This window comes from Pikeienuella sp., from assembly GCF_046290545.1.
GTDB lineage: Bacteria > Pseudomonadota > Alphaproteobacteria > Rhodobacterales > Rhodobacteraceae > Pikeienuella.
On the sequence record NZ_JBKAGV010000008.1, the window covers coordinates 178,973 to 197,045 of the forward strand.

Sequence of the window (18,073 nt, forward strand, 5' to 3'; positions counted from 1 at the left end):
CCGGCCGCAGAGGCGACGCTTCCGCAACGATAGCAGAGCCGCCCCCCGGAGACAGCGCCAAAGCGCACGCGGCGGGCGGCGCGCGATGTGCGGCGGGTCACGTCGCGGTCACGGGGCAGGCCTTATCTGTTTGTGGTGAATTGGCGTGACGCTTCCCCCGCCGGGCCTGTATCATCCCTCCCGGGGGCGGAGCGCGTACGAGACGGAGACTGGAACCGATGCGCCGGACCGCTTGCCATGGCTGACTCGGAAGGCGCCGGCCTCGGGGTCTGGGAATGGATCGAGGCCGAGCCGCGCCCGGAGCGCGACGAGATGGTCTTCGAAGCGCTCCTCGCCTCGGCGCGCCGCGCCTCCGTCGTGAGTTCGGGCGACCGCGGGGACGACCTTCTCGAAGGAACGGGCGCCCCGGACCGCATCCTTGGCCGCGGCGGGGACGACACGCTCCTCGGCCGTGGCGGGAAGGACACGCTCGTCGGCGGCGGCGGGAACGACCGGCTGGTCGGCGCCGGCGGGAAGGACGACCTGAAGGGCGGCGGCGGGAGCGACACGCTCCTCGGCGGCGGCGGGAAGGACAAGCTGAAGGGCGGCTCCGGCGCGGACGAGCTTCTCGGCGGCGGCGGGCGCGACAACCTGAAGGGCGGGGGTGGCGACGACACGCTCGAAGGCGGCGGCGGGCGGGACATGCTGCGCGGCGGCAAGGGCGACGACCTGCTGACGGGCGGCGGCGGGCCCGACACGTTCATCTTCGCCGCGAACGAATTCGCCGGCGGCGCGACCGACACGATCACCGACTTCGTTTCGGGGAAAGACCGCGTCTCGCTCTCCGGCTTCGCAGGCGTCGACTCCTTCGACGACCTCGCCTTCGCCTCCGGCCCCGAGGGCCTGACGCTGACCCTGCCGGGCGGCGGGCGGATCGTCTTCGCCGACCTCGCCGCCGGCGCGCTCTCCGCCGCCGATTTCGGCCTGCCCGCCGGCCCGGTCGGGGGCGGAAGTCCGGGCGGCGGCGGCGCGCCGGGCGGCGGCGGGACGACGGGCGGCGGCGGGACGACGGGTGGAGGCGGAACGACAGGCGGAGGCGGCGGAGCGACCGGAGGCGGCGGAACGTCAGGCGGAGGAACCACCGGCGGCGGCGGAACTTCGGGCGGCGGAACGACCGGCGGAGGCGGAACGACAGGCGGAGGCGGAACGACAGGCGGAGGCGGAACGACAGGCGGAGGCGGAACGACGCCCCCGCCCCCGCCCCCGCCCCAGCCGATCTCCGGCGGCGCGGGGCCGAACGAGCTTCAGGGCGGCGCCGGGAACGATACGGTCCTGGGGCTCGGAGGAAACGATACACTCGGCACGAGCGCCGGCTTCGACACGCTGACCGGCGGGCCGGGGGCGGACACGTTCGTGATCCGGCTCCTGAACGGCGGGATCGACGCGCAGGTCGACCGGGTGACCGACTTCGAGTACGGGCTCGGCGACAAGATCAGCCTCACCGAAGCCCTCGCCGGGGTCACCTTCACGAACATCGCAGATGTGGTCGACCTCGCTTCGGAGAACGGCGGCACGATGATCGCCGTCAATCGCGGCGGCGGCTTTCAGGACGCGCTCTTTCTCGCGGGCGTGACCTTCACGCTGGAGCAACTCCAGAGCTACGGCTTCGTCCTCCCGCCCGCCGGCGCCTCCGCCTTCGTGGAGAACCCCTACGGGTTCACCAACACGTCGAACACCTCCGCCGACCCGACGGCGACGCCGGACGGGCTCTATGTCGCCTGGGTGGACAAGGAAAATCTCGACGGCCTCGCGGGCGACTTCACCCTGCCGACGAACGGCAACCCGCTCGGCGAGGACGCGGCGACCATGGACGTCTTCGTCCGCAACATGGCCACCGGCGCCGTGCAGCGCGCCAGCGTCGGCGAGGGCGGGCTCTACATGGAGACATCGACCGGCGCCCGCGCCGCCTCGATGAGCCCCGCAATCTCGGAAAACGGCCGCTTCGTCGCCTTCGCCACGAACGGGCAGGGCCTCCCCTCCGACACGAACGCGACCGGAGATGTCTATCTCCGCGACCTGCTGCTGGATTCGGACCCCATCCTCATCAGCCGCGGCGCGGCCAACGTCGCCGCGGGCGGCGTGCCCATCGGATCGAGCTTCCAGACGTCGAGCGTCTCCGTGCTCGACATTTCAGCCGACGGGCGGAAGGTCGTCTTCGTCACCGACGCCGCGCTGGCGGCCAATGACCTGAACGCGACGCGGGACGTCTATCTCCGCGACCTCGACGCCAATAACGGGGCCGGGGCGACCACGCTCGTCAGCCGCACCTTCGACAACGTCAACAACACGAATTTCAACGCCAGCGGCGGCGTCGCCAACCCCTACGAGTTCGGCTCCTACGAGGGCGATGTGGTGAAGATATCGGCCGACGGCCGCTATGTCGCCTATGTCACGAACGCGAACGGGCTCTTCGGCGATCTCGGCGGCCCGCCCTCGGATTTCGACGGCGGTTTCGACGTCTATCTCCGGGATACGCTTCTCGACCGGACGCTGCTCGTCTCGGGCAACGGGGCCGCGAACGTGCAGGGCTTCGACATGAGCGCGGACGGCTCGCGCATCGTCTTCTCGACCGAGGACGCCCTCGTGACCGGGCCGGGCGGCGACCGGAACCTCCGGATGGACGTCTACCTCGCGGAGATCGACCTCGCCGAATGGGCGACGCAGACCGCGCAGACCGGGCTCATCGACCTCCGCCGCGTCAGCCTTGGCGAAAACGGGCGGGAGCTTCTGGGCGGCGACAGTTTCAGCCCTGTCATCTCGCCGGACGGCAACCGGGTCGCCTTCATTTCCGACGCGTCCGACATCAGGAATGCGGACCCGAGCCTCTTCGACCCGGGCCGGCTTCAGCTCTATGAGGTCAACCTCTCGACCGGCGCGCTGCGCGAGGCGCCGGCGGGCTTCGCGCAGGACAGTTCGGGCGGCTCGTTCCTCAGCCGCGCGGCGCACGACCTGACGAACGACACCCTCGTCTTCCGCGACAATCTCGGCTCGGGCGACAGCATCGCGGTGGGCGCGACGGTTCCGCCGCCGGCCGTCGCCGACATCCCCTCGAACGCGTCGCAGTCGCTTTCGCTCGACGTGATCCGCGGGGATGTCATTCGCAGCGAGATCAGCTCCTCCTTCGACGTGGACGCCTTCCGCCTGTTCGGCGGGCCCAACTTCTCCCTGAGCGTTCAGGGGCTCGCGGACGCGAACGGCGCCACCTTCAACCCGCGCGTCGAAGTCCGCTCCGGCAGCGCGACGGGGACGCTCGTCGCCGGCGACCTCAACAGCGGCCTGAACGGCGACGCCTATCTGAACATCACCAGTTCGCCCACGGGCCCGCTCTTCGTGCGGGTATTCGGGGAGAGCGGCTCGACCGGCGCCTACACCGTTCGCGTCGACAACTTCTTCCCGACGGACGACATCGACACGCCGGTCATCCTCCCCGCGGGCGGGAACCAGAACGTCAGCTTTCTGAGCGCCAGCACCTCGGACTGGTTCAGGTTCGACGCGGACCAGCCGGGCTTCCTTCAGAATTTCCGCGTCACCGTCACCAAGAACAGCGGCGCCGCGGCGCTCTCCGACGTCCGCATCCTCGTCCGCGACGGCGACGGAGACCTGGTCAGGGTCGGCTCGTTCGGCGCGTCCACCCTCACCTTCACCGAGGGCGAGGTCGCAGATTCCGTCGGCTTCATCGAGATCGACTCCCGGAGCTCGGCCGGCTCGATCAATTATAACGTCGCGCTGGAGATAGAGGGCGGGTTGATCGCGATCCCGACCACCCCGATCACCTTCGACCTCTTCGGCTGAGCCGCTCCACGGCTCAGAAAATATCCTCGAAGGGAACCGGGTCCTGGTTGATCGTCAGCCGGTAGCTTCCGGTCCCGCCGTCGGCGCTGCTGACCTCGATGAAGAGCGTCGCGAAGGCCTGCGGATCGACGCGGACGAAGGCGTTGCGGCCAATGCCGTCATTGTCGTCGATCGCGTCGTTGAAACCGGGATTGTCGATGTCGTTCTCGATAGGCAGCACCGCCCCGTTGTTCCGGACGACGAGGAACGGATCCGCCAGCGACCCCGCCCCGGTGTCCACACCCTCGACCGAGATCGAGATCTGCGTGGAGCCCCCGCCATCGGAATAGCGGAACACGTCCACGTCCCCCGGCGAGTCGATCTCGCTGCGGACGGCGGTGAAGCGCTCCACCCGCGCGATGCTTCCGGCCTCGGCGGCGCTGCCCGGCAGGTCCGCCGACGGGGGCGGGACGAGCCCGGCGATGGCGATCGCGTCCGTTTCGTTCCGGTTCGTGCCTGGAGCGGCGTCCACCGACTGGCGGAAGATGAAGCCGTCATCCGTCAGCACGGCGTGGGGGATCAGGCTGTCAGCGTTCGCGCGAGCGCGCGGCGCGTCGGGCACGCTGATCTCGCCGGTGGCGAGATCGACGACGTAAAGCCGCTCGAACGAATCCCCCCCCACGCCGCCGCCCGTGTTGAACGGCGTCAAGGGGTCGAAATTCGTCAGGTCCCGCGCGTTGGAGAGGAAGGCGACGCGGCTCCCGTCCGGCGAGATGATTGGCGCGAAGCTGTCGTCGTCCCGAAGCTGGAAGCCGCCCTCCGCCTCGCTCACGCGGGAGCGCGAGGTGACCGTGAAGGCGGCGAGGTCGATATCGGCGACGTAAATGTCGCTCAACCCGTTCGTATCGTCCGGCTCCGCCGCCTCCTCCGTGGCGAAGACGATGCGGGAGCCGTCCGCGCTCATGTCGAAGCTCGTCGTCCCGCCAGCCTCGGGCGAGGAGACAAGGAGGAAGCGCCGCGCGACCGTGTCGAAGAGGTAGATGTCGGCCAGCCCGTCCGTATCGCCGGCGCCGACGAAGCTGGCGAAGCTCGCGAAGGCGACGTAGCGGCCGTCCTCCGAGATCTTCACGATGTCGCCCTGGCCCTCGTTGAAGCCTTGCGGATAGGGCTGGGCGACGCCCTGCGCGAAGCCGCCGAGGCCGCTGATGAGGGTCGTCCGCTCCGTGTCGAGATCGCGGAGATAGACGTCGAGCTGGCCGTTCGTATCGGTCGCGGTCGGGCCGGAAAGGTCCGTCCTCGTGACGAAGACGATCTTCCGCCCGTCCCCCGAGATATCGACCAGCGAGACGCTCTCGTTCGAGATCGAGCCGTTGAGCCCGCCGCGGTTCACCGTGCTGATCGGCGTCCCGGGGGCGTCCGAGTTCCCGTTGTCGTCGACGGAGACCAGAACCGGCTGCGAATCCGGGAACGCCATGTCGCGTACGAAGATTTCGCCGTTGTTGCCAGCGCCCGGAATGCCCTGAACATAGGCGACCATCCGCCCGTCGGCGGAAAGGGCGGGGCTCGTGGCCTCGATATCCTGATTTAGCCGCTGGCTGACCCGCTGGATCGCGCCTGTCTCCGTGTTCATGATGAAGACGTCGCGCGTCGATCCGTTTTCGTCGTTGCGCGTCGGCGTGCGGTCGTTCGGGTCGCCGTCGAGGTTGAGCCGGTCGACCCAGACGACATGCGCGCCGTCCCGCGTCGCCGCCGGGTCCGAGGTTGCGAAGCTGTTGTTCTCGAAGCCGTAGGGATTGTCGACGAACGCGCCATTGCCCGGCGGGGCCTTGAAGCCGTAGCTGATCAGCTGCTCGGTGGTGAAGTTCACCCCTTCGAGCCGCATCACGTCCTGAAACGCCGCGCCGCGCTTCACGGAAATGATCGTGTCGGCCCCCGCGATCCGCGCGTTCGCCACCTCGTCCAGCCGGTCGAACGGGACGCCGGAGAGCGCCTCGACAAGGCTCACCTTGTCGCCCTCGCCGTATCTGAAGTCCCGCACGATATCGACGCTCCCGTCGAGCTGGCCGCCGATGGTCCGGACGACGAAGACATCCGCGCCGGTCCCGCCCTCCAGCGTGTCGATCCCCGCGCCGGCGCCGAGCGTGTCGTTCCCGGCGAGGCCGCGGATCAGGTCATTCCCCGGCCCGCTCGAGATCGCGTCCGCGCCCGGCCCCCCGGTGAAGGGATCGGCGGTCGCCCCACCGCCGCCCGTTCCGCCTCCGCGGATGATGAAGTCGCCCGCGGAGGGCGTGTTGCCGGTGACGAGGATCACCCCGTCGCCGATCCTCAGTTCGGTCATTCCGCCGGAGCGGCCGATCTCGATATCCTCGAACCGCGAAACGCCGGAGACGCCGCTCAGGTCGATCTTGTCCATGCCGGAGCGGAAGCGGAGGATCGTCTTCACCCCGTCGCTCAGCGCCGCGTCGTTGAAGACGAAGATGTCGTCCCTGCCGCCGCCGATGAGCGTATCGTCGCCCTTGCCGCCGACGAGCGTGTCGCTGCCGGGGCCGCCGATGAGCCGGTCGTCTCCGCCGCCGCCCTTCAGGAGGTCGCCGCCGCCGCCGCCCCTCATCACGTCGTCGCCGCCGCCGCCGATCACGCGGTCGCCCCCGCCGCCGCCGACCAGCGTGTCGTCGCCGCCGCCGCCGCGGAGAACGTCTTCCCCGCCGCGGCCCTTCAGCTTGTCCGCCCCGCCCCGGCCGATGAGGACATCGCGATCCGCGGTTCCTTCAAAGGAATCGTTCTCCCGCGTCCCGACCCTGCGGACCGGCGCGGACAGGGCGGGCGAAGCGCTTCCCGCCCGCGCGAATTCTTCCGGATCGTCGACGATGAAGTCCGCCGCCTCGGGCGCGTCGCCCCCGATCCGGATGGTCGCGCCGCCGAGGGAGAGCTCCGTGAAGCCGCCCGCGCGCGTTCCCTCGATGTCGTCGAACCGGCCGACGCCCGAAACGCCGCTGATATCGATCCTGTCCACGCCCGACCGGAAGCCGAGGATCGTCTTCACGCCGTCGCGGAGATGGGCGTCGGCGAAGACGAAAACATCATCCTTGGCGCCGCCGATCAGGGTGTCGTCGCCCTTCCCGCCGGTCAGCGTGTCGGAGCCTGCGCCGCCGACCAGCCGGTCGTTCCCGCCGCCGCCCTTCAGCATGTCGCCGCCGCCGCCGCCCTTCACGAGATCGTCGCCGCCGCCGCCGACCACGCGGTCGTCTCCGCCGCCGCCGACGAGCCTGTCTCCGGCGGCGCCGCCGCGGACCACGTCGTCCCCGCCGCGGCCCTTCAGCGTGTCCTCGCCCGCACGGCCGATCAGCGTGTCGCGGAGGGCGTCGCCGACGAACATGTCGTCAGCCCCCGTCCCGGTCTTGCGGCTGCTGGCGGCGAGGGCGGGCGCCGGGTCCTCCGCCCGGCGGAACTCCAGCGCTGCGGCGCTGTCGTCGCGGGCCGCCTCTTCAACCGGAACCCTGTCCTGCGAGGTCGTGGGGCGGGCCCAAAGCGGGGTGCGATCACCCGGCACGGGAGTTTCCTGCATGTATCATGGGGCCGGGGTTAACATTATTGGCCGCTCGCGTCAGTCCGGAAATGCACATCGACCGGAATCGAGGGGCGCCGCCGCCGCGATCAGGCCTTCGGCGCCCCGGACGCGAAGGGCGAAAGCGCCTTCGCCACGAAGTCGTGCACCGGCGTCTCGATCCCGCGTTCCGCGCCGAGCCGCGCGACCGCGCCCGAGAGATAGGCGAGTTCGAGCGGCCGCCCGCGCAGGAGATCGTCCAGCATGGAGGAGCGCATCCCGGCCGGCGCCGCGTCCACGAAGCCCATCGCCCGGTCCGCATAGTCCGCCGCCAGCGCCGGCCGCTCCGCGCGGCCGACCGCATGGGTCTCCGCAATCGCGCGGGCGAGGAGGCCGCGCGTCTCCGGGTTTTCGCGGACCGGGCCGATCGGCAGCCGCGTCAGCGCCGTCAGCGCGCTGAAGGCGGAGAGCATGACGAACTTCTCCCAGATCTTCACCTCGATGTCGGGGGCGAGCGAAACCTCCACCCCCGCCGCCTCGAATGCGGCGAGGAGCGCGCGGGCGCGGCCCGTCTCCGCCCCGCCGAACTCGCCGAAGGCGACGCGGGCGAAGGGGCCGGAATGGCGGATGACGCCCGGCGCGCGAATATCCGCCGGGATCTGCGCCGTCCCGCCCATCACCCGTCCGGCCCCGATCTCCTCCCCGATCCAGCCCCAGGCCTCGACCCCGTTCTGGAGCGAGAGCACGCCCGTCTCCGGCCCGAGGAGCGGCGCGAGCGCCCGCGCCGCCGCCCGCGTGTCCGGCAGCTTCACGAGGAAAAGCACGAGGTCCACCGGGCCGATCTCCGCCGGGTCCTCCGTCGCCTTCACTTGCGGCAGATGCAGGTCGCCGAGCGGGGATTCGACGCGCAATCCCTCCGCCTTCAGCGCCGCGAGATGCGCGCCGCGGGCGATGAAGGAGACATCCGCCCCCGCCGCCGCCAGCCGCCCGCCGAAATAGCCTCCGAGCGCGCCGGCGCCCATCACCGCGATCTTCATGCCCCGCCCCCTTCGCCGCCGAGCCGGGATTTCAGCGCCGCGAGCCCGGCGAAGGGCTTCGCGGCCTCGTCCGTCATCGGCTCGACGCCCTCGGGCGCGGCGAGGACGGGCTCGAAGGCCGCGCCGGGCGCCCGCGGATAGGGATCGAGCGCGAGCGCCAGCGTCTCCATCGCCACGAGGCCGAGATCGATCCCGTGGCCGAGCGGCTCCGGCGGGTCCTCCGCCTCCGGGTCGACGACCGCCTCCGCCGTCTCCTCCGTCGCCGCGGGGTCGTAGCGGCGGAGGAAGGGCTCGTCGACCGGCGCGGCGACCGGCTCCAGCGAGACGACGCATTCCTGCACGGCTTCGGCCACGACCCGCCCCTCCACGCGCCAGCCCTCGCGCCCCTCCCGCGCGATGCGCGCCTCGATCCGGAGCGCGCCGAGCCCGAGGAGCCCGAACGCCTCGGCCACGGCGCGGCGCTCCGCCTCCGTCGCGGTTTCCGAAATCGACCTGCCGTCGAGCCCTGCGAGGCGCTGCGGCGTGAGAAGGCGGCTGAAGGCGGGGGAAAGGTCGGTCATCGGCGCCTCTTCCGGCGAATTCCTGGGCGGGCCCGCATCGCGCCGGGCGGCGCCGGCCACGGCCGCCTTGAACTTAGATCATGCGCAGGCTATCCGAAACAAGGTCGGAAACGCGAAAGGGCCGGGGCGCGATGCGGCGGATCGGAACAGTCTCACTCCTCGCCTTCGCAGCGCTCGGCCTTGCGGCCTGCGAGCCGGTGGTGACCAATCACGGCTTCGCCCCGCAGCTGGCCGATCTCGACACGATCCGGGCGGGGGAAGACACGCGCGGCTCCGTGATGCGGAAGCTCGGGCGCCCCTCCACCGTCTCCAGCTTCGATTCCGACGCCTGGTATTACGAGGCGTCGCGGGTCGAGACCTTCGCCTTCTACGCGCCGGAAGTGGTGGACCGTAAGGTCGTCTCCGTCCGGTTCGACGGCGACGGGCTCGTGACCGACGTCGCCAGCTACGGGATCGAGGACGGGAAGATCATCGACCTCGTGACCCGCCGCACGCCGACCTACGGGCGCGAGCTGACGGTGCTGCAGCAGATCTTCGGCAATCTCGGCCGCTTCGACGCCGGCTCCGTCTTCGACGGGCGGACGCCGGGATCGCCGGGCGCGCCCTGAGATCGGGGTAACGATCAGGCGCCGCGGCGCCTGAATTTCAGCCAGATCAGCGTCACGACCGCCAGCGTCAGGAACGGCGCGACGGCGATGTTCACCGCGTCCCACCCCGCCTCCACGCTCTCGAACCCGTTCAGGAGCGCGCCGGAGGAGAGGGAGGCGATGGTGACGAGCCCGAAGACGAGGAAATCGTTGAGCCCCTGGACCTTCGCCCGCTCCTCCGGCCGCTGCCCCGCCGTCAGCATGTCCGTCGCGCCGATGAAGCCGAAATTCCAGCCGATCCCGAGAAGGACGAGCGCGACGAAGAATTCGAGCGTCCCCGTCCCCGACATGGCGACGACGGCGGTGAGCCCGAGGAGCGCGAGCCCCGCCAGCACGATCCGCTCCGCCCCGAAGCGGGCGATGAGATGCCCGGTGAAGAAGGAGGGCGCGAACATCGCCAGCACATGGGCGGAAACGATGCTCCCCGCCATGTCCGGCGAGAAGCCGCAGCCGACGACGGCGAGCGGCGTCGCCGTCATCACCAGATTCATCAGCGCATAGGAGACCATCGCGCAGATCATCGCGGCGCGCACCCGCGGCTCGGCCAGGATCTCCCGCATCGGCCGGCCCGAGGGCGCGCCCTTCGCCCGCCGCGGCGGGCGCGGAATGTCGAGGAAGAGGAGGAGCGGCGCGGCGAGAAGGTTGAGAAGCGCGGTCGCCACATAGGCGCCTGCGAAGGGCACCGGCGCCAGCGCCTCCCGCGCCAGCGGCACGATCATCTGCGGCCCGATGATCGCGGCGGCGAGCCCGCCGGCCATCACATAGCTGATCGCCTTCGGCCGGAAGGCGGGCGAGGCCGTGTCCGCCGCCGCGAACCGGTACTGGCCCTGCGCGGCCATGTAGATCCCGATCAGCGCGGAGCCGGCGAGAAGGAGGGGGAAACTGCCGAGAAGCAACGCCAGCGCATTCAGCGCCGCGCCCGCCGCGCCCCCGGCGACCCCGACGAAGAAGCCGGCGCGCCGGCCATAGCGGCCCATCAGCAGCGCCACCGCCGGCGCCGCGAACATCGAGCAGAACACGGTGGCGGAAATCGGCAGCGTCGCCAGCGCCTTGTTCTCCGCCAGGATCTGCCCGGAAAGCCCGCCAAGCACGAAATGCACCGGCATCTGCGCCCCGAGAATCGCGCTCGCGAGGGCGAGAATCACGACGTTGCGGCGGGCTCGCCCGTCATCGGGCGCGAGGGAGGCTGATTCGGCGATGGTCATGCGCAGCGTGTCCGGTTCGACGCGGCGGGCGCGCCCGGGGCGAATATGCACGTCGGGCCGCGCGGCGCCAGACCTGCCCAAGCCAATGCCGCATGTGATGAATCGTTAAGCATTTGGTTACGGATTTGCGGCTATGATGTGAGGTTTCTCACATGGCGGAACATTAACCATTTCTTCACTTGCGATTCTGCCGCACCGCAGCATATCACCGCGACATCCGGGGCGTGTTTTTCCCGGTGTGTGAATCCTCCAGTGGGGCGTGACTGTAGATCCACAGAGAGGACGTAAAATGCGTAACCTTGTCTTGTCCGCTTTCGCGGCGGGGGCGTTGCTTGCAAGCCCTGCCCAGGCGGCGACGGTGTCGTTTTCCGACGCGCTCGCCCTTCAGGACGTAGAGATCAGCGGCACGCTTTCCGTGCCTCAGTTCGATCCGTCCCTCGGCACGCTCACCGGCGTCACGTTCACAATCACCGGCGCGATCGCCAGCATCCTCGGCGTCACGAACAGCGGTACGAACGTGATTACGGGCGCGGCGACCACGACGGTGGACTTCAACGTCTCGTCTTCCGCCCTGTCCCTCCCCGGCATGCCGGACTTCTCGGTCGTCGGATCGACCGGGCTGGTCACGCTCGGCGTCGGAGAGAGCGCTCTGTTCCCGGTGACGGGCATGAACTCCATCTCCGGCAGCCCGGCCCCGTCGGCGGCGTTCATCGGCGGCGGCACGGTCGATCTCGACTTCATGACGACCACGAGCTTCGGCGGCTCGGGCTTCGGCGGCGACATCATCATCAGCCAGGCCACCGACGCCGGACTCATGTTCCAGATCGAATACGAGTTCGACGCCGTGGCGATCCCGCTCCCGGCCACTGCTCCGCTTCTTGCGGCGGCCGCGGGCCTGTTCCTGTTTGTCGGCCGCAGGCGTGCGCGGCGTCTCTCCTGAACGGGAGTTAACCTTCACGGCCCGGGCCGCGTTGATACTGGCCCGGTAGAGTATCGTGGTTTGCGGGGCGCGTAGCGTCCTTGCCCCGCAGCGTTGTGTTTTCCGGGCGTGGCCAAGGGCCGTTCAGACAATGGGCTCCGCCCGGAGCCTGACCCCGCCAGAAGGGCGTAGGGTCAAGGTCATCGCAGGTTCCGGCGGAGGCCCGCCGGGAGTGAACCGCCACCGCGCAAGCAGCGTGGCGAGGATGAGTTTCGCCTCCATCAGGGCGAAGCCCATGCCGATGCAGATCCGCGGCCCCGCGCCGAAGGGAAGATACTGATAGCGATGCCGCCCTCTCGCGGTCGCCGGAGCGAACCGCTCCGGGTCGAACGCGTCTGCATCCTCCCAGAGCATCCGGTGCCGGTGCAGCGCATAGATCGGCAGCATCAGGATGTCCCCCGCCATGATCGGGCGGCCGCAGAGACGGTCTTCCTTCTTCGCGATCCGGGCGAGGAAGGCGGCGGGCGGATAGAGCCGCATCGCCTCCTCCAGCACCTGCCCGACATAGCCGAGCGCCGGCAGATGCGCGGCCTCCGCCGGGCCCGACCCTATCGCCGCCCGCGCCTTCTCCCGCGCCCGCTCCTGCGTCGCCGGGTCGATGGCGAGGAGCCAGAGCGCCCAGGCGAGCGCCAGCGCCGTCGTCTCGTGCCCCGCCACGATGAAGGCGAGCATGTTGTCCCTCAGCTCCTCCGGCGTCATCTTCCGCCCGCTTTCCGGGTCCTCGGCGAAGCGCATGAGGTCGAGCAGGTCCTCCCGCTGCGGCTCGTTGCGCCTTGCGGCGATCACCCGATCCATCAGCGGGCGAAGGTCGGAGGAGCGGCGGCGGAAGAGCGTGGCGGGCCGCGGCACCCAGGTCGGCACGGCCAGCACGTCGAGGAGGGAGACCTTGCCGACCGTCTCCATGTATTCGTCGATGGCGCGGGAGACGGCGGGGCGGTCCAGCGTGTCCTTCCCCGAAAGCGCCACGTCGCAGATCACGTCGAAGGTCGCGGCGATCATCTGGGCGTAGGCCTCCACCCCGCCCTTCGCCGCCATCTCCTCCCCGATCCGCGCCGCGCTCCGCTCCGCAGCCGCCGTCATGAACGGGGAGAGCGCGACAAGATGGCGATGCGCGAAGACGGGCGCCGCCGCCCGCCGCTGCCAGCGCCAGTGCGCCCCTTCCGCGATGAAGAGGCTCTCCCCGATCGCGGGGCGGAGCAGCCGCTTCGTCACCGGCGATTTCGGATATTCCTCCACCCGGTCCTTCAGGATTCGCTCCAGCGAATCCGGGTCCATCACCATGTGCCATCGCGCCACGGTGACGCCGGTGAGCATCGGCTGGCGGAAGGCCAGCGCCGGCACGATCTCCAGCACGTTGCGCCGCGCCTTCCGCACCGTCTCCATGATCGAGAGCGGCGCGGTCGCGACGGCGACCTTCGGGGGTTCGATGCGGGGTCTTGCGGGGGCTCCGTCCATGCCCTTCAGATAAGGCCCCCGCGCCCCCCGGCAATGGCCGCCTCGCCCGCCTCCGTCAGCGCGTAGACCCCGCGGGAGACGCGGCGGAACCAGCCGTAGTGATTGTCGCGCAGGATCGCGCCCGCGCGGGGCGCCGCCGCCGCCCGGCCCGCCGCCGCCGGCCGCGCCTCCCCCGCCTCCGCGAGATGCGCCGCGAGGCGGAGCGCCTCCTGCCGGTAGGCGGTCATCAGCCGCAGCCCGCCCGTGCCGCCCGCATTCGGGTCCCCCTCCCGCCGCCCGAATTCCCGCAGGATCGCGCCCCGCGCCCGCGCGTTCCGCCGCGGCGGCGGCGCGCCGGGGTCGAGCGCGGCCTCCACGTTGCCGGCGGCGTCCACAAGCATAAGCCCGAGCCCGAGCCGCCGGCAGAGCGCCAGCGCGTGCCGCCGCCGCCGCCGCCCCGCCAGCGCCGAAGCCGGAACGGCGAGCGCCACCCGCTCGAAGGCAAGCTGCCGCGCCACGCCCTGCATGACGAGCGCGAGCGTGAAGCCGCGCTTCAGCTCCACCGCCAGCGGCTCCTCCCCCTCGCGAACCGCCAAGAGGTCGCAAGGGCCGACCTCGCCCTTCGCTTCAAAGCCTTGTGAAGCGAGAAACGCCTTCACCGGGGCGTAAAGGCTGGTCTCCGGCGGTTTTGCGGTCATCTTGCCGGTATAGGGGCGCGCGGCCCCGGCGGGAAAGGGGGCTGGCGATGCGGCGATGGATCATGGCGGCGCTCGCGCTCCTCGCCCCCGCCGCCGCGGCGGATGCGCCCTGCCCCGTCGAGGCGCCCTGCGAGGCGGGCGGCGGCGAATACGCGCTCGTCCTGCCCGAAGGATGGGACGGCGCTTCGCCCCTCCCCGCCCTCGTCTTCCTCCACGGGCACAATTCCGACATGGGCGCGACCGTCGGCATGGCCTCGCTCCGGTCGGCCTTTGTCGAGCGGGGCTGGCTCCTCGTCGCCCCGCGCGGCGCCCGGCGGGAGGAGGGCGCGCCGCGGCGCTGGGCGGGCGTGACCGATCCGGGCTGGCGGGATGACCGGGCGTTTCTTCTCGCCGTGATCGAGGATGCGGCGCGGCGCGTTCCGCTCGCGGGCAAGCCCGTGATCGGCGGCTTCTCCGCCGGCGGCTCGATGGCCTGGATGATGAGCTGCCATGAGGGCGCGCGGTTTTCCGCCGTGATCTCCGTCGCCGGCGCGCTCCGCCAGCCGAACCCCTCCCCCTGCCCCGCGATGGCGCCCCGCGCCTTCCATCTCCACGGCTTCACCGATGCACAGGTCCCGCTCGAAGGCCGCGCGATCCGCGACTGGCGGCAGGGGAGCGTGGCGGAGACGCTGGCGGAATTCCGCCGCGCCAATCGCTGCCGCGACTGGCCGGAGGCGACCTCCGCCGAGCCCGGCGCATGGCGGAGCCGGGCCTGGACCGGCTGCGCGGCGGGCGGCGATCTCCTCTCTCTCGAACATGACGGCGGCCACGGCCTGCCCCCCGGCTGGGCCGAGGCGGCGGCGCGCTGGCTCGCGAAGGAATGACCGGCGCCGCCGATCGGCGACGGGAGTTTCCTCTCGCCGCCGCGGGGCGGAGCGCTTAGACTTCGCCGCAAGAAAGCGGAGGAGACGGGAATGAACGCGCTGCTGCCCGATGTGGACCCTGACGGCCTGCTCGAATACTCGGTCGTCTTCACCGACCGCTCGCTCAACCACATGAGCAAGGCCTTCCAGCAGGTGATGCGGGACATTTCGGAGACGCTGAAGGGCGTCTACGCCGCCGACCATGTCGCGCTCGTCCCCGGCGGCGGCACCTACGCCATGGAGGCGGTCGCGCGCATGTTCGCGGGGGGCGAGCGGGCGCTCGTGATCCGCAACGGCTGGTTCTCCTACCGATGGACCCAGATCTTCGAGGCCGGCGCGATCCCCGAAAGCCATGACGTGATGAAGGCCCGCCGTACCGGCAACGCGCCCGACGCGCCCTTCGCCCCCGCGCCGGTGGAGGAGGTCGTCGCCAAGATCAGGGAGACGCGCCCCGCCGCCGTCTTCGCCCCCCATGTCGAGACTTCCGCCGGCATGATCCTGCCGGACGACTACATCGCCGAGGTCGCCGCCGCCGCGCATGAGGCGGGCGGGCTCTTCATTCTGGACTGCATCGCCTCCGGCTGCCTCTGGGTGGACATGAAGGCGCTCGGCGTCGACGTGCTGATCTCCGCCCCGCAGAAGGGCTGGAGCGCCTCCCCCTCCGCCGGGCTCGTGATGATGTCCGCCCGCGCGCGGGAGGTCATGGAAGGGCGGAAAAGCTCCTCCTTCGCCGTCGATCTCAAGACCTGGACGAAGATCATGGAGGCCTACGAGGCCGGCGGCCACGCCTATCACGCGACGATGCCGACGGACGCGCTCCGCGGCTTCCGCGACGCGATGAAGGAGGCGGAGGCGGAGGGGTTCGATCGGCTGAAGGCCGCGCAGGAGGAGCTCGGCCGCCGGGCGCGGGAGGCTTTCGCCGCCCGCGGCCTCCGCTCCGTCGCGGCGGACGGCTTCGCCGCGCCCGGCGTCGTCGTCGCCTATACGGCGGACCCGGAGATCAAGTCGGGCGCGAAATTCGTCCGCGCCGGCGTGCAGGTCGCCGCCGGCGTGCCGCTCCAGGTGGACGAGGGGCCGGATTATTCGAGCTTCCGGATGGGCCTTTTCGGCCTCGACAAGCTCCGGGACGTGGACGGCGCGGTGGCCCGGCTCGAAGCGGCGCTCGACGCCGCGCTCTGAGGCGCCGCGCTCAGAAGAGGAAATCCGCCGCGCTGAAATCGCCCTCCAGCGCGTTCTCGACGCGGATAAGCGTGTTGCGGAAGGCGATGGTCACGTCCGCGCCGTCCTGCGCGATGGTCAGGCCGCCGAAGCCGCCGGCGCCGGAAATCTCGATCCGGTCGGTTCCGTCCTCGTAGCGGCGAACGAGGTTCTCGTCGTCATTCGCGCCGAAGACGAAGGCGTCCGCGCCCCGCCCGCCGATCAGCGTGTCGTTCCCCGCCCCGGCGATCAGCCGGTCGTTCCCGCCGCCGCCGGTGAGGAGATCGTCGCCCCCGCCGCCGCTCAGCGTGTCGTTCCCGCCGCCGCCGCGCAGCTTGTCGTTTCCGCCATTGCCGAAGAGCCTGTCATCGCCGCCATTGCCGATGACGAGATCGTCGCCGCCCCCGCCGCGGGCGAAATCGTCGCCTCCCTGCCCGCGCATCCGGTCGGCGCCGCCATTGCCGATCAGCCGGTCGTCGCCCGCCCCGCCGAAGGCCTCGTCATCGCCGCCGCCGCCGATGAGGCGGTCGTCCTCGCCATTGCCGCGCAGCGTGTCGTTCCCCGCCCTGCCGCGCAGAACGTCCGCGAACTCGCCCCCGGCCATCGCGTCGTCCGTCACGAAGCCGTCGCGGTTCACCGCCCGGTCGATCACGCCGAGGCTGGCGAAGGCGAGATGCCCGCCAAGGTCGAAGCGCGGGGTGTTCGGCAGATCCTGAACCTCCACGAGATTCACGAAATCGGGGATCCCGTCCCCGTTCAGGTCCGCGAAGATGAAGGCCTGCCTGCCCGGGAACTCCGCCTCGTCGATCCGGGTGAAGCGCCCGCCCTCGTTCTCGAACCAGAGCGTTCTCTGGCCCGAGAAATCGGGCCGGGCGCGGCTCACGACGATGTCGAGGTCCCCGTCCGCGTCGAAATCGACGAGCTGGAAATCCGGCGTGCCGGCGATGCGCGGCAGGCCGATCCCGGCCTCCTGCCCTTCGATCCGGTTCGACACGTCGACATAGCCCTCCGCCCCCCGGTTCTCGAGGAGCTGGATGAGGAAGCCGTTTCCGCCGGTATCCCAGTAGATGACGAGATCGAGGTCGCCGTCATTGTCGAAATCGCCCCAGCGCGTGTGCTCGCCCGCGAATTCCCCGCTGGTGAGCCGCGCAAGCGGAATGGGCGGGGAAAGCTGGTTGGCGATTTCGAGCGTGAAGTTTCCCGCGCCGTCGTTTTCGGCGTAGCCGAAGCCTTCGAACACCGGCCGCCCGGTGTCGAAGCCGAAGATCGGGCCGAAGTAGATGTCGAGGTCGCCGTCGTCGTTCCAGTCGATCAGCGCGGGGAAATAGCCGCTGCGCCCGCCGTCGAAGGCCGGGTCGATCCCCGGCCCGGGCGTGAAGCCGCCCCGGCTCTCGAAGAAGACGGGGGCGGAAAAGCCGCCGCGCCCGTCCCCGAACAGGAGATAGGGCGGGATGCTCTCGTCATCGTTCAGATTGGAGACGAAGATGTCGTCCCGCCCGTCCCCGTTGAAATCGGCGACGACGGAGCCGTGGCTGAAATCGGTGAAATCCGGCAATGCGCCGGAGCCGTCCGTGAAGCCGCCGCGGCCATCGGACAGGAGCAGCCCGTTCCGCTCGCCGGGAAACGGGAAGGACGCTTCGGAGCCATGATTGTCGAGAAACACGTCCGGTCGCCCGTCGCCGTTGAAGTCGCCGATCTGGAAGCCGCGCAGCAGGCTCGCGCCGATACCGGAGGGGAGAACCTCGTCGGTCACATCCCGCAGCCGCCCGCCCTGGAGCGCAAGGGCGACAAGCGGGCTCGGCGCTTCGGGCCTCTGGTTGGAGCCGGTCGGCGTGGTGGAGACGAGAATGACCGTTCGGCCGCCGGCCTCGACGGCGACGGACCGCTCCCACAGCAGCAGGTCGTTTCCATGTGGCCGCCCGAACGGGGCGCCCATGAAGATCGGCTCGCCCCAGGTGACGGAGCCCGGTCGGTTCAGCATGTCTCGCCCCACAGATCGACTGCGGGAGCATTACGCCCGCCGTCCGCGGGCGCAACTCCGTGCAGGAGCGGGGCGCCGC

The 18,073-nt window shown here is 70.7% G+C and carries 12 protein-coding genes; 5 read left to right on the forward strand and 7 right to left on the reverse strand.

Features of this window, described 5'->3' with window-relative positions; translation table 11 throughout:
• The first annotated feature begins 237 nt into the window (after nt 1–237).
• Nucleotides 238–3,831, forward strand: a complete 3,594-nt coding sequence (locus tag ACE37J_RS07085) for a M10 family metallopeptidase C-terminal domain-containing protein (protein WP_409709182.1) — start codon at nt 238–240, stop codon at nt 3,829–3,831.
• Between the two features lie 13 nt (nt 3,832–3,844).
• On the opposite strand, the gene ACE37J_RS07090 is transcribed toward ACE37J_RS07085, so the two are convergent.
• The 3 genes from ACE37J_RS07090 to ACE37J_RS07100 all read right to left on the reverse strand — a co-directional run bounded on the left by ACE37J_RS07090 (nt 3,845) and on the right by ACE37J_RS07100 (nt 8,951).
• Entirely contained in the window at nt 3,845–7,360 is a 3,516-nt protein-coding gene (locus tag ACE37J_RS07090; protein WP_409709185.1) for a M10 family metallopeptidase C-terminal domain-containing protein, read from the reverse strand.
• 104 nt (nt 7,361–7,464) lie between these two features.
• Nucleotides 7,465–8,391 carry a 2-dehydropantoate 2-reductase gene (locus ACE37J_RS07095; RefSeq protein WP_409709189.1) on the reverse strand — a complete coding sequence of 309 codons (927 nt, stop codon included), beginning with the start codon at nt 8,389–8,391 and terminating at the stop codon, nt 7,465–7,467.
• Nucleotides 8,388–8,951, reverse strand: coding sequence for a YceD family protein (locus ACE37J_RS07100; RefSeq protein ID WP_409709192.1), 564 nt, complete (start codon nt 8,949–8,951; stop codon nt 8,388–8,390). The genes ACE37J_RS07095 and ACE37J_RS07100 overlap by 4 nt, the downstream gene beginning before the upstream one ends.
• Nucleotides 8,952–9,082: 131 nt before the next feature.
• Between ACE37J_RS07100 and ACE37J_RS07105 the strand changes: the two genes are divergently transcribed.
• Nucleotides 9,083–9,559 (forward strand): outer membrane protein assembly factor BamE, encoded by a 477-nt coding sequence (locus ACE37J_RS07105; RefSeq protein ID WP_409709195.1) that lies wholly within the window; start codon nt 9,083–9,085, stop codon nt 9,557–9,559.
• A gap of 14 nt (nt 9,560–9,573) precedes the next feature.
• Here the strand turns inward: ACE37J_RS07105 and ACE37J_RS07110 are convergent, their stop codons facing one another.
• The gene (locus ACE37J_RS07110; protein WP_409709198.1) at nt 9,574–10,803 is read right to left on the reverse strand and encodes an MFS transporter; all 1,230 of its coding nucleotides are present in this window, start codon (nt 10,801–10,803) and stop codon (nt 9,574–9,576) included.
• Nucleotides 10,804–11,092: 289 nt separating this feature from the next.
• Here ACE37J_RS07110 and ACE37J_RS07115 point away from each other — a divergent pair, with 289 nt between their 5' ends.
• On the forward strand, nt 11,093–11,743 hold the full coding sequence (locus ACE37J_RS07115; RefSeq protein WP_409709201.1) for a choice-of-anchor E domain-containing protein: 651 nt from the start codon (nt 11,093–11,095) through the stop codon (nt 11,741–11,743).
• Between the two features lie 123 nt (nt 11,744–11,866).
• On the opposite strand, the gene ACE37J_RS07120 is transcribed toward ACE37J_RS07115, so the two are convergent.
• Nucleotides 11,867–13,237, reverse strand: coding sequence for a cytochrome P450 (locus ACE37J_RS07120; protein ID WP_409709204.1), 1,371 nt, complete (start codon nt 13,235–13,237; stop codon nt 11,867–11,869).
• A 5-nt stretch (nt 13,238–13,242) separates the two neighbouring features.
• On the reverse strand, nt 13,243–13,914 hold the full coding sequence (locus tag ACE37J_RS07125; RefSeq protein ID WP_409709207.1) for a DUF2161 family putative PD-(D/E)XK-type phosphodiesterase: 672 nt from the start codon (nt 13,912–13,914) through the stop codon (nt 13,243–13,245).
• Nucleotides 13,915–13,961: 47 nt separating this feature from the next.
• On the opposite strand from ACE37J_RS07125, the gene ACE37J_RS07130 reads away from it, so the two are divergent.
• Both ACE37J_RS07130 and ACE37J_RS07135 read left to right on the forward strand, forming a co-directional pair.
• Complete coding sequence (locus ACE37J_RS07130) at nt 13,962–14,777, forward strand: alpha/beta hydrolase family esterase (protein ID WP_409709210.1); 816 nt, start codon at nt 13,962–13,964, stop codon at nt 14,775–14,777.
• Between the two features lie 90 nt (nt 14,778–14,867).
• On the forward strand, nt 14,868–15,995 hold the full coding sequence (locus ACE37J_RS07135; RefSeq protein ID WP_409709213.1) for an aminotransferase class V-fold PLP-dependent enzyme: 1,128 nt from the start codon (nt 14,868–14,870) through the stop codon (nt 15,993–15,995).
• Between the two features lie 10 nt (nt 15,996–16,005).
• On the opposite strand, the gene ACE37J_RS07140 is transcribed toward ACE37J_RS07135, so the two are convergent.
• The gene (locus ACE37J_RS07140) at nt 16,006–17,994 is read right to left on the reverse strand and encodes an FG-GAP-like repeat-containing protein (protein WP_409709216.1); all 1,989 of its coding nucleotides are present in this window, start codon (nt 17,992–17,994) and stop codon (nt 16,006–16,008) included.
• Between the last annotated feature and the right edge of the window lie 79 nt (nt 17,995–18,073).

Coding starts and splice junctions, on each gene's coding strand:
- ACE37J_RS07085 (WP_409709182.1), top strand. CDS start 238: ATGGCTGACTCGGAAGGCGCCGGCCTCGGGGTCTGGGAATGGATCGAG.
- ACE37J_RS07095 (WP_409709189.1), bottom strand. CDS start 8,391: ATGAAGATCGCGGTGATGGGCGCCGGCGCGCTCGGAGGCTATTTCGGC.
- ACE37J_RS07100 (WP_409709192.1), bottom strand. CDS start 8,951: ATGACCGACCTTTCCCCCGCCTTCAGCCGCCTTCTCACGCCGCAGCGC.
- ACE37J_RS07105 (WP_409709195.1), top strand. CDS start 9,083: ATGCGGCGGATCGGAACAGTCTCACTCCTCGCCTTCGCAGCGCTCGGC.
- ACE37J_RS07110 (WP_409709198.1), bottom strand. CDS start 10,803: ATGACCATCGCCGAATCAGCCTCCCTCGCGCCCGATGACGGGCGAGCC.
- ACE37J_RS07115 (WP_409709201.1), top strand. CDS start 11,093: ATGCGTAACCTTGTCTTGTCCGCTTTCGCGGCGGGGGCGTTGCTTGCA.
- ACE37J_RS07120 (WP_409709204.1), bottom strand. CDS start 13,237: ATGGACGGAGCCCCCGCAAGACCCCGCATCGAACCCCCGAAGGTCGCC.
- ACE37J_RS07125 (WP_409709207.1), bottom strand. CDS start 13,914: ATGACCGCAAAACCGCCGGAGACCAGCCTTTACGCCCCGGTGAAGGCG.
- ACE37J_RS07130 (WP_409709210.1), top strand. CDS start 13,962: ATGCGGCGATGGATCATGGCGGCGCTCGCGCTCCTCGCCCCCGCCGCC.
- ACE37J_RS07135 (WP_409709213.1), top strand. CDS start 14,868: ATGAACGCGCTGCTGCCCGATGTGGACCCTGACGGCCTGCTCGAATAC.
- ACE37J_RS07140 (WP_409709216.1), bottom strand. CDS start 17,994: ATGCTGAACCGACCGGGCTCCGTCACCTGGGGCGAGCCGATCTTCATG.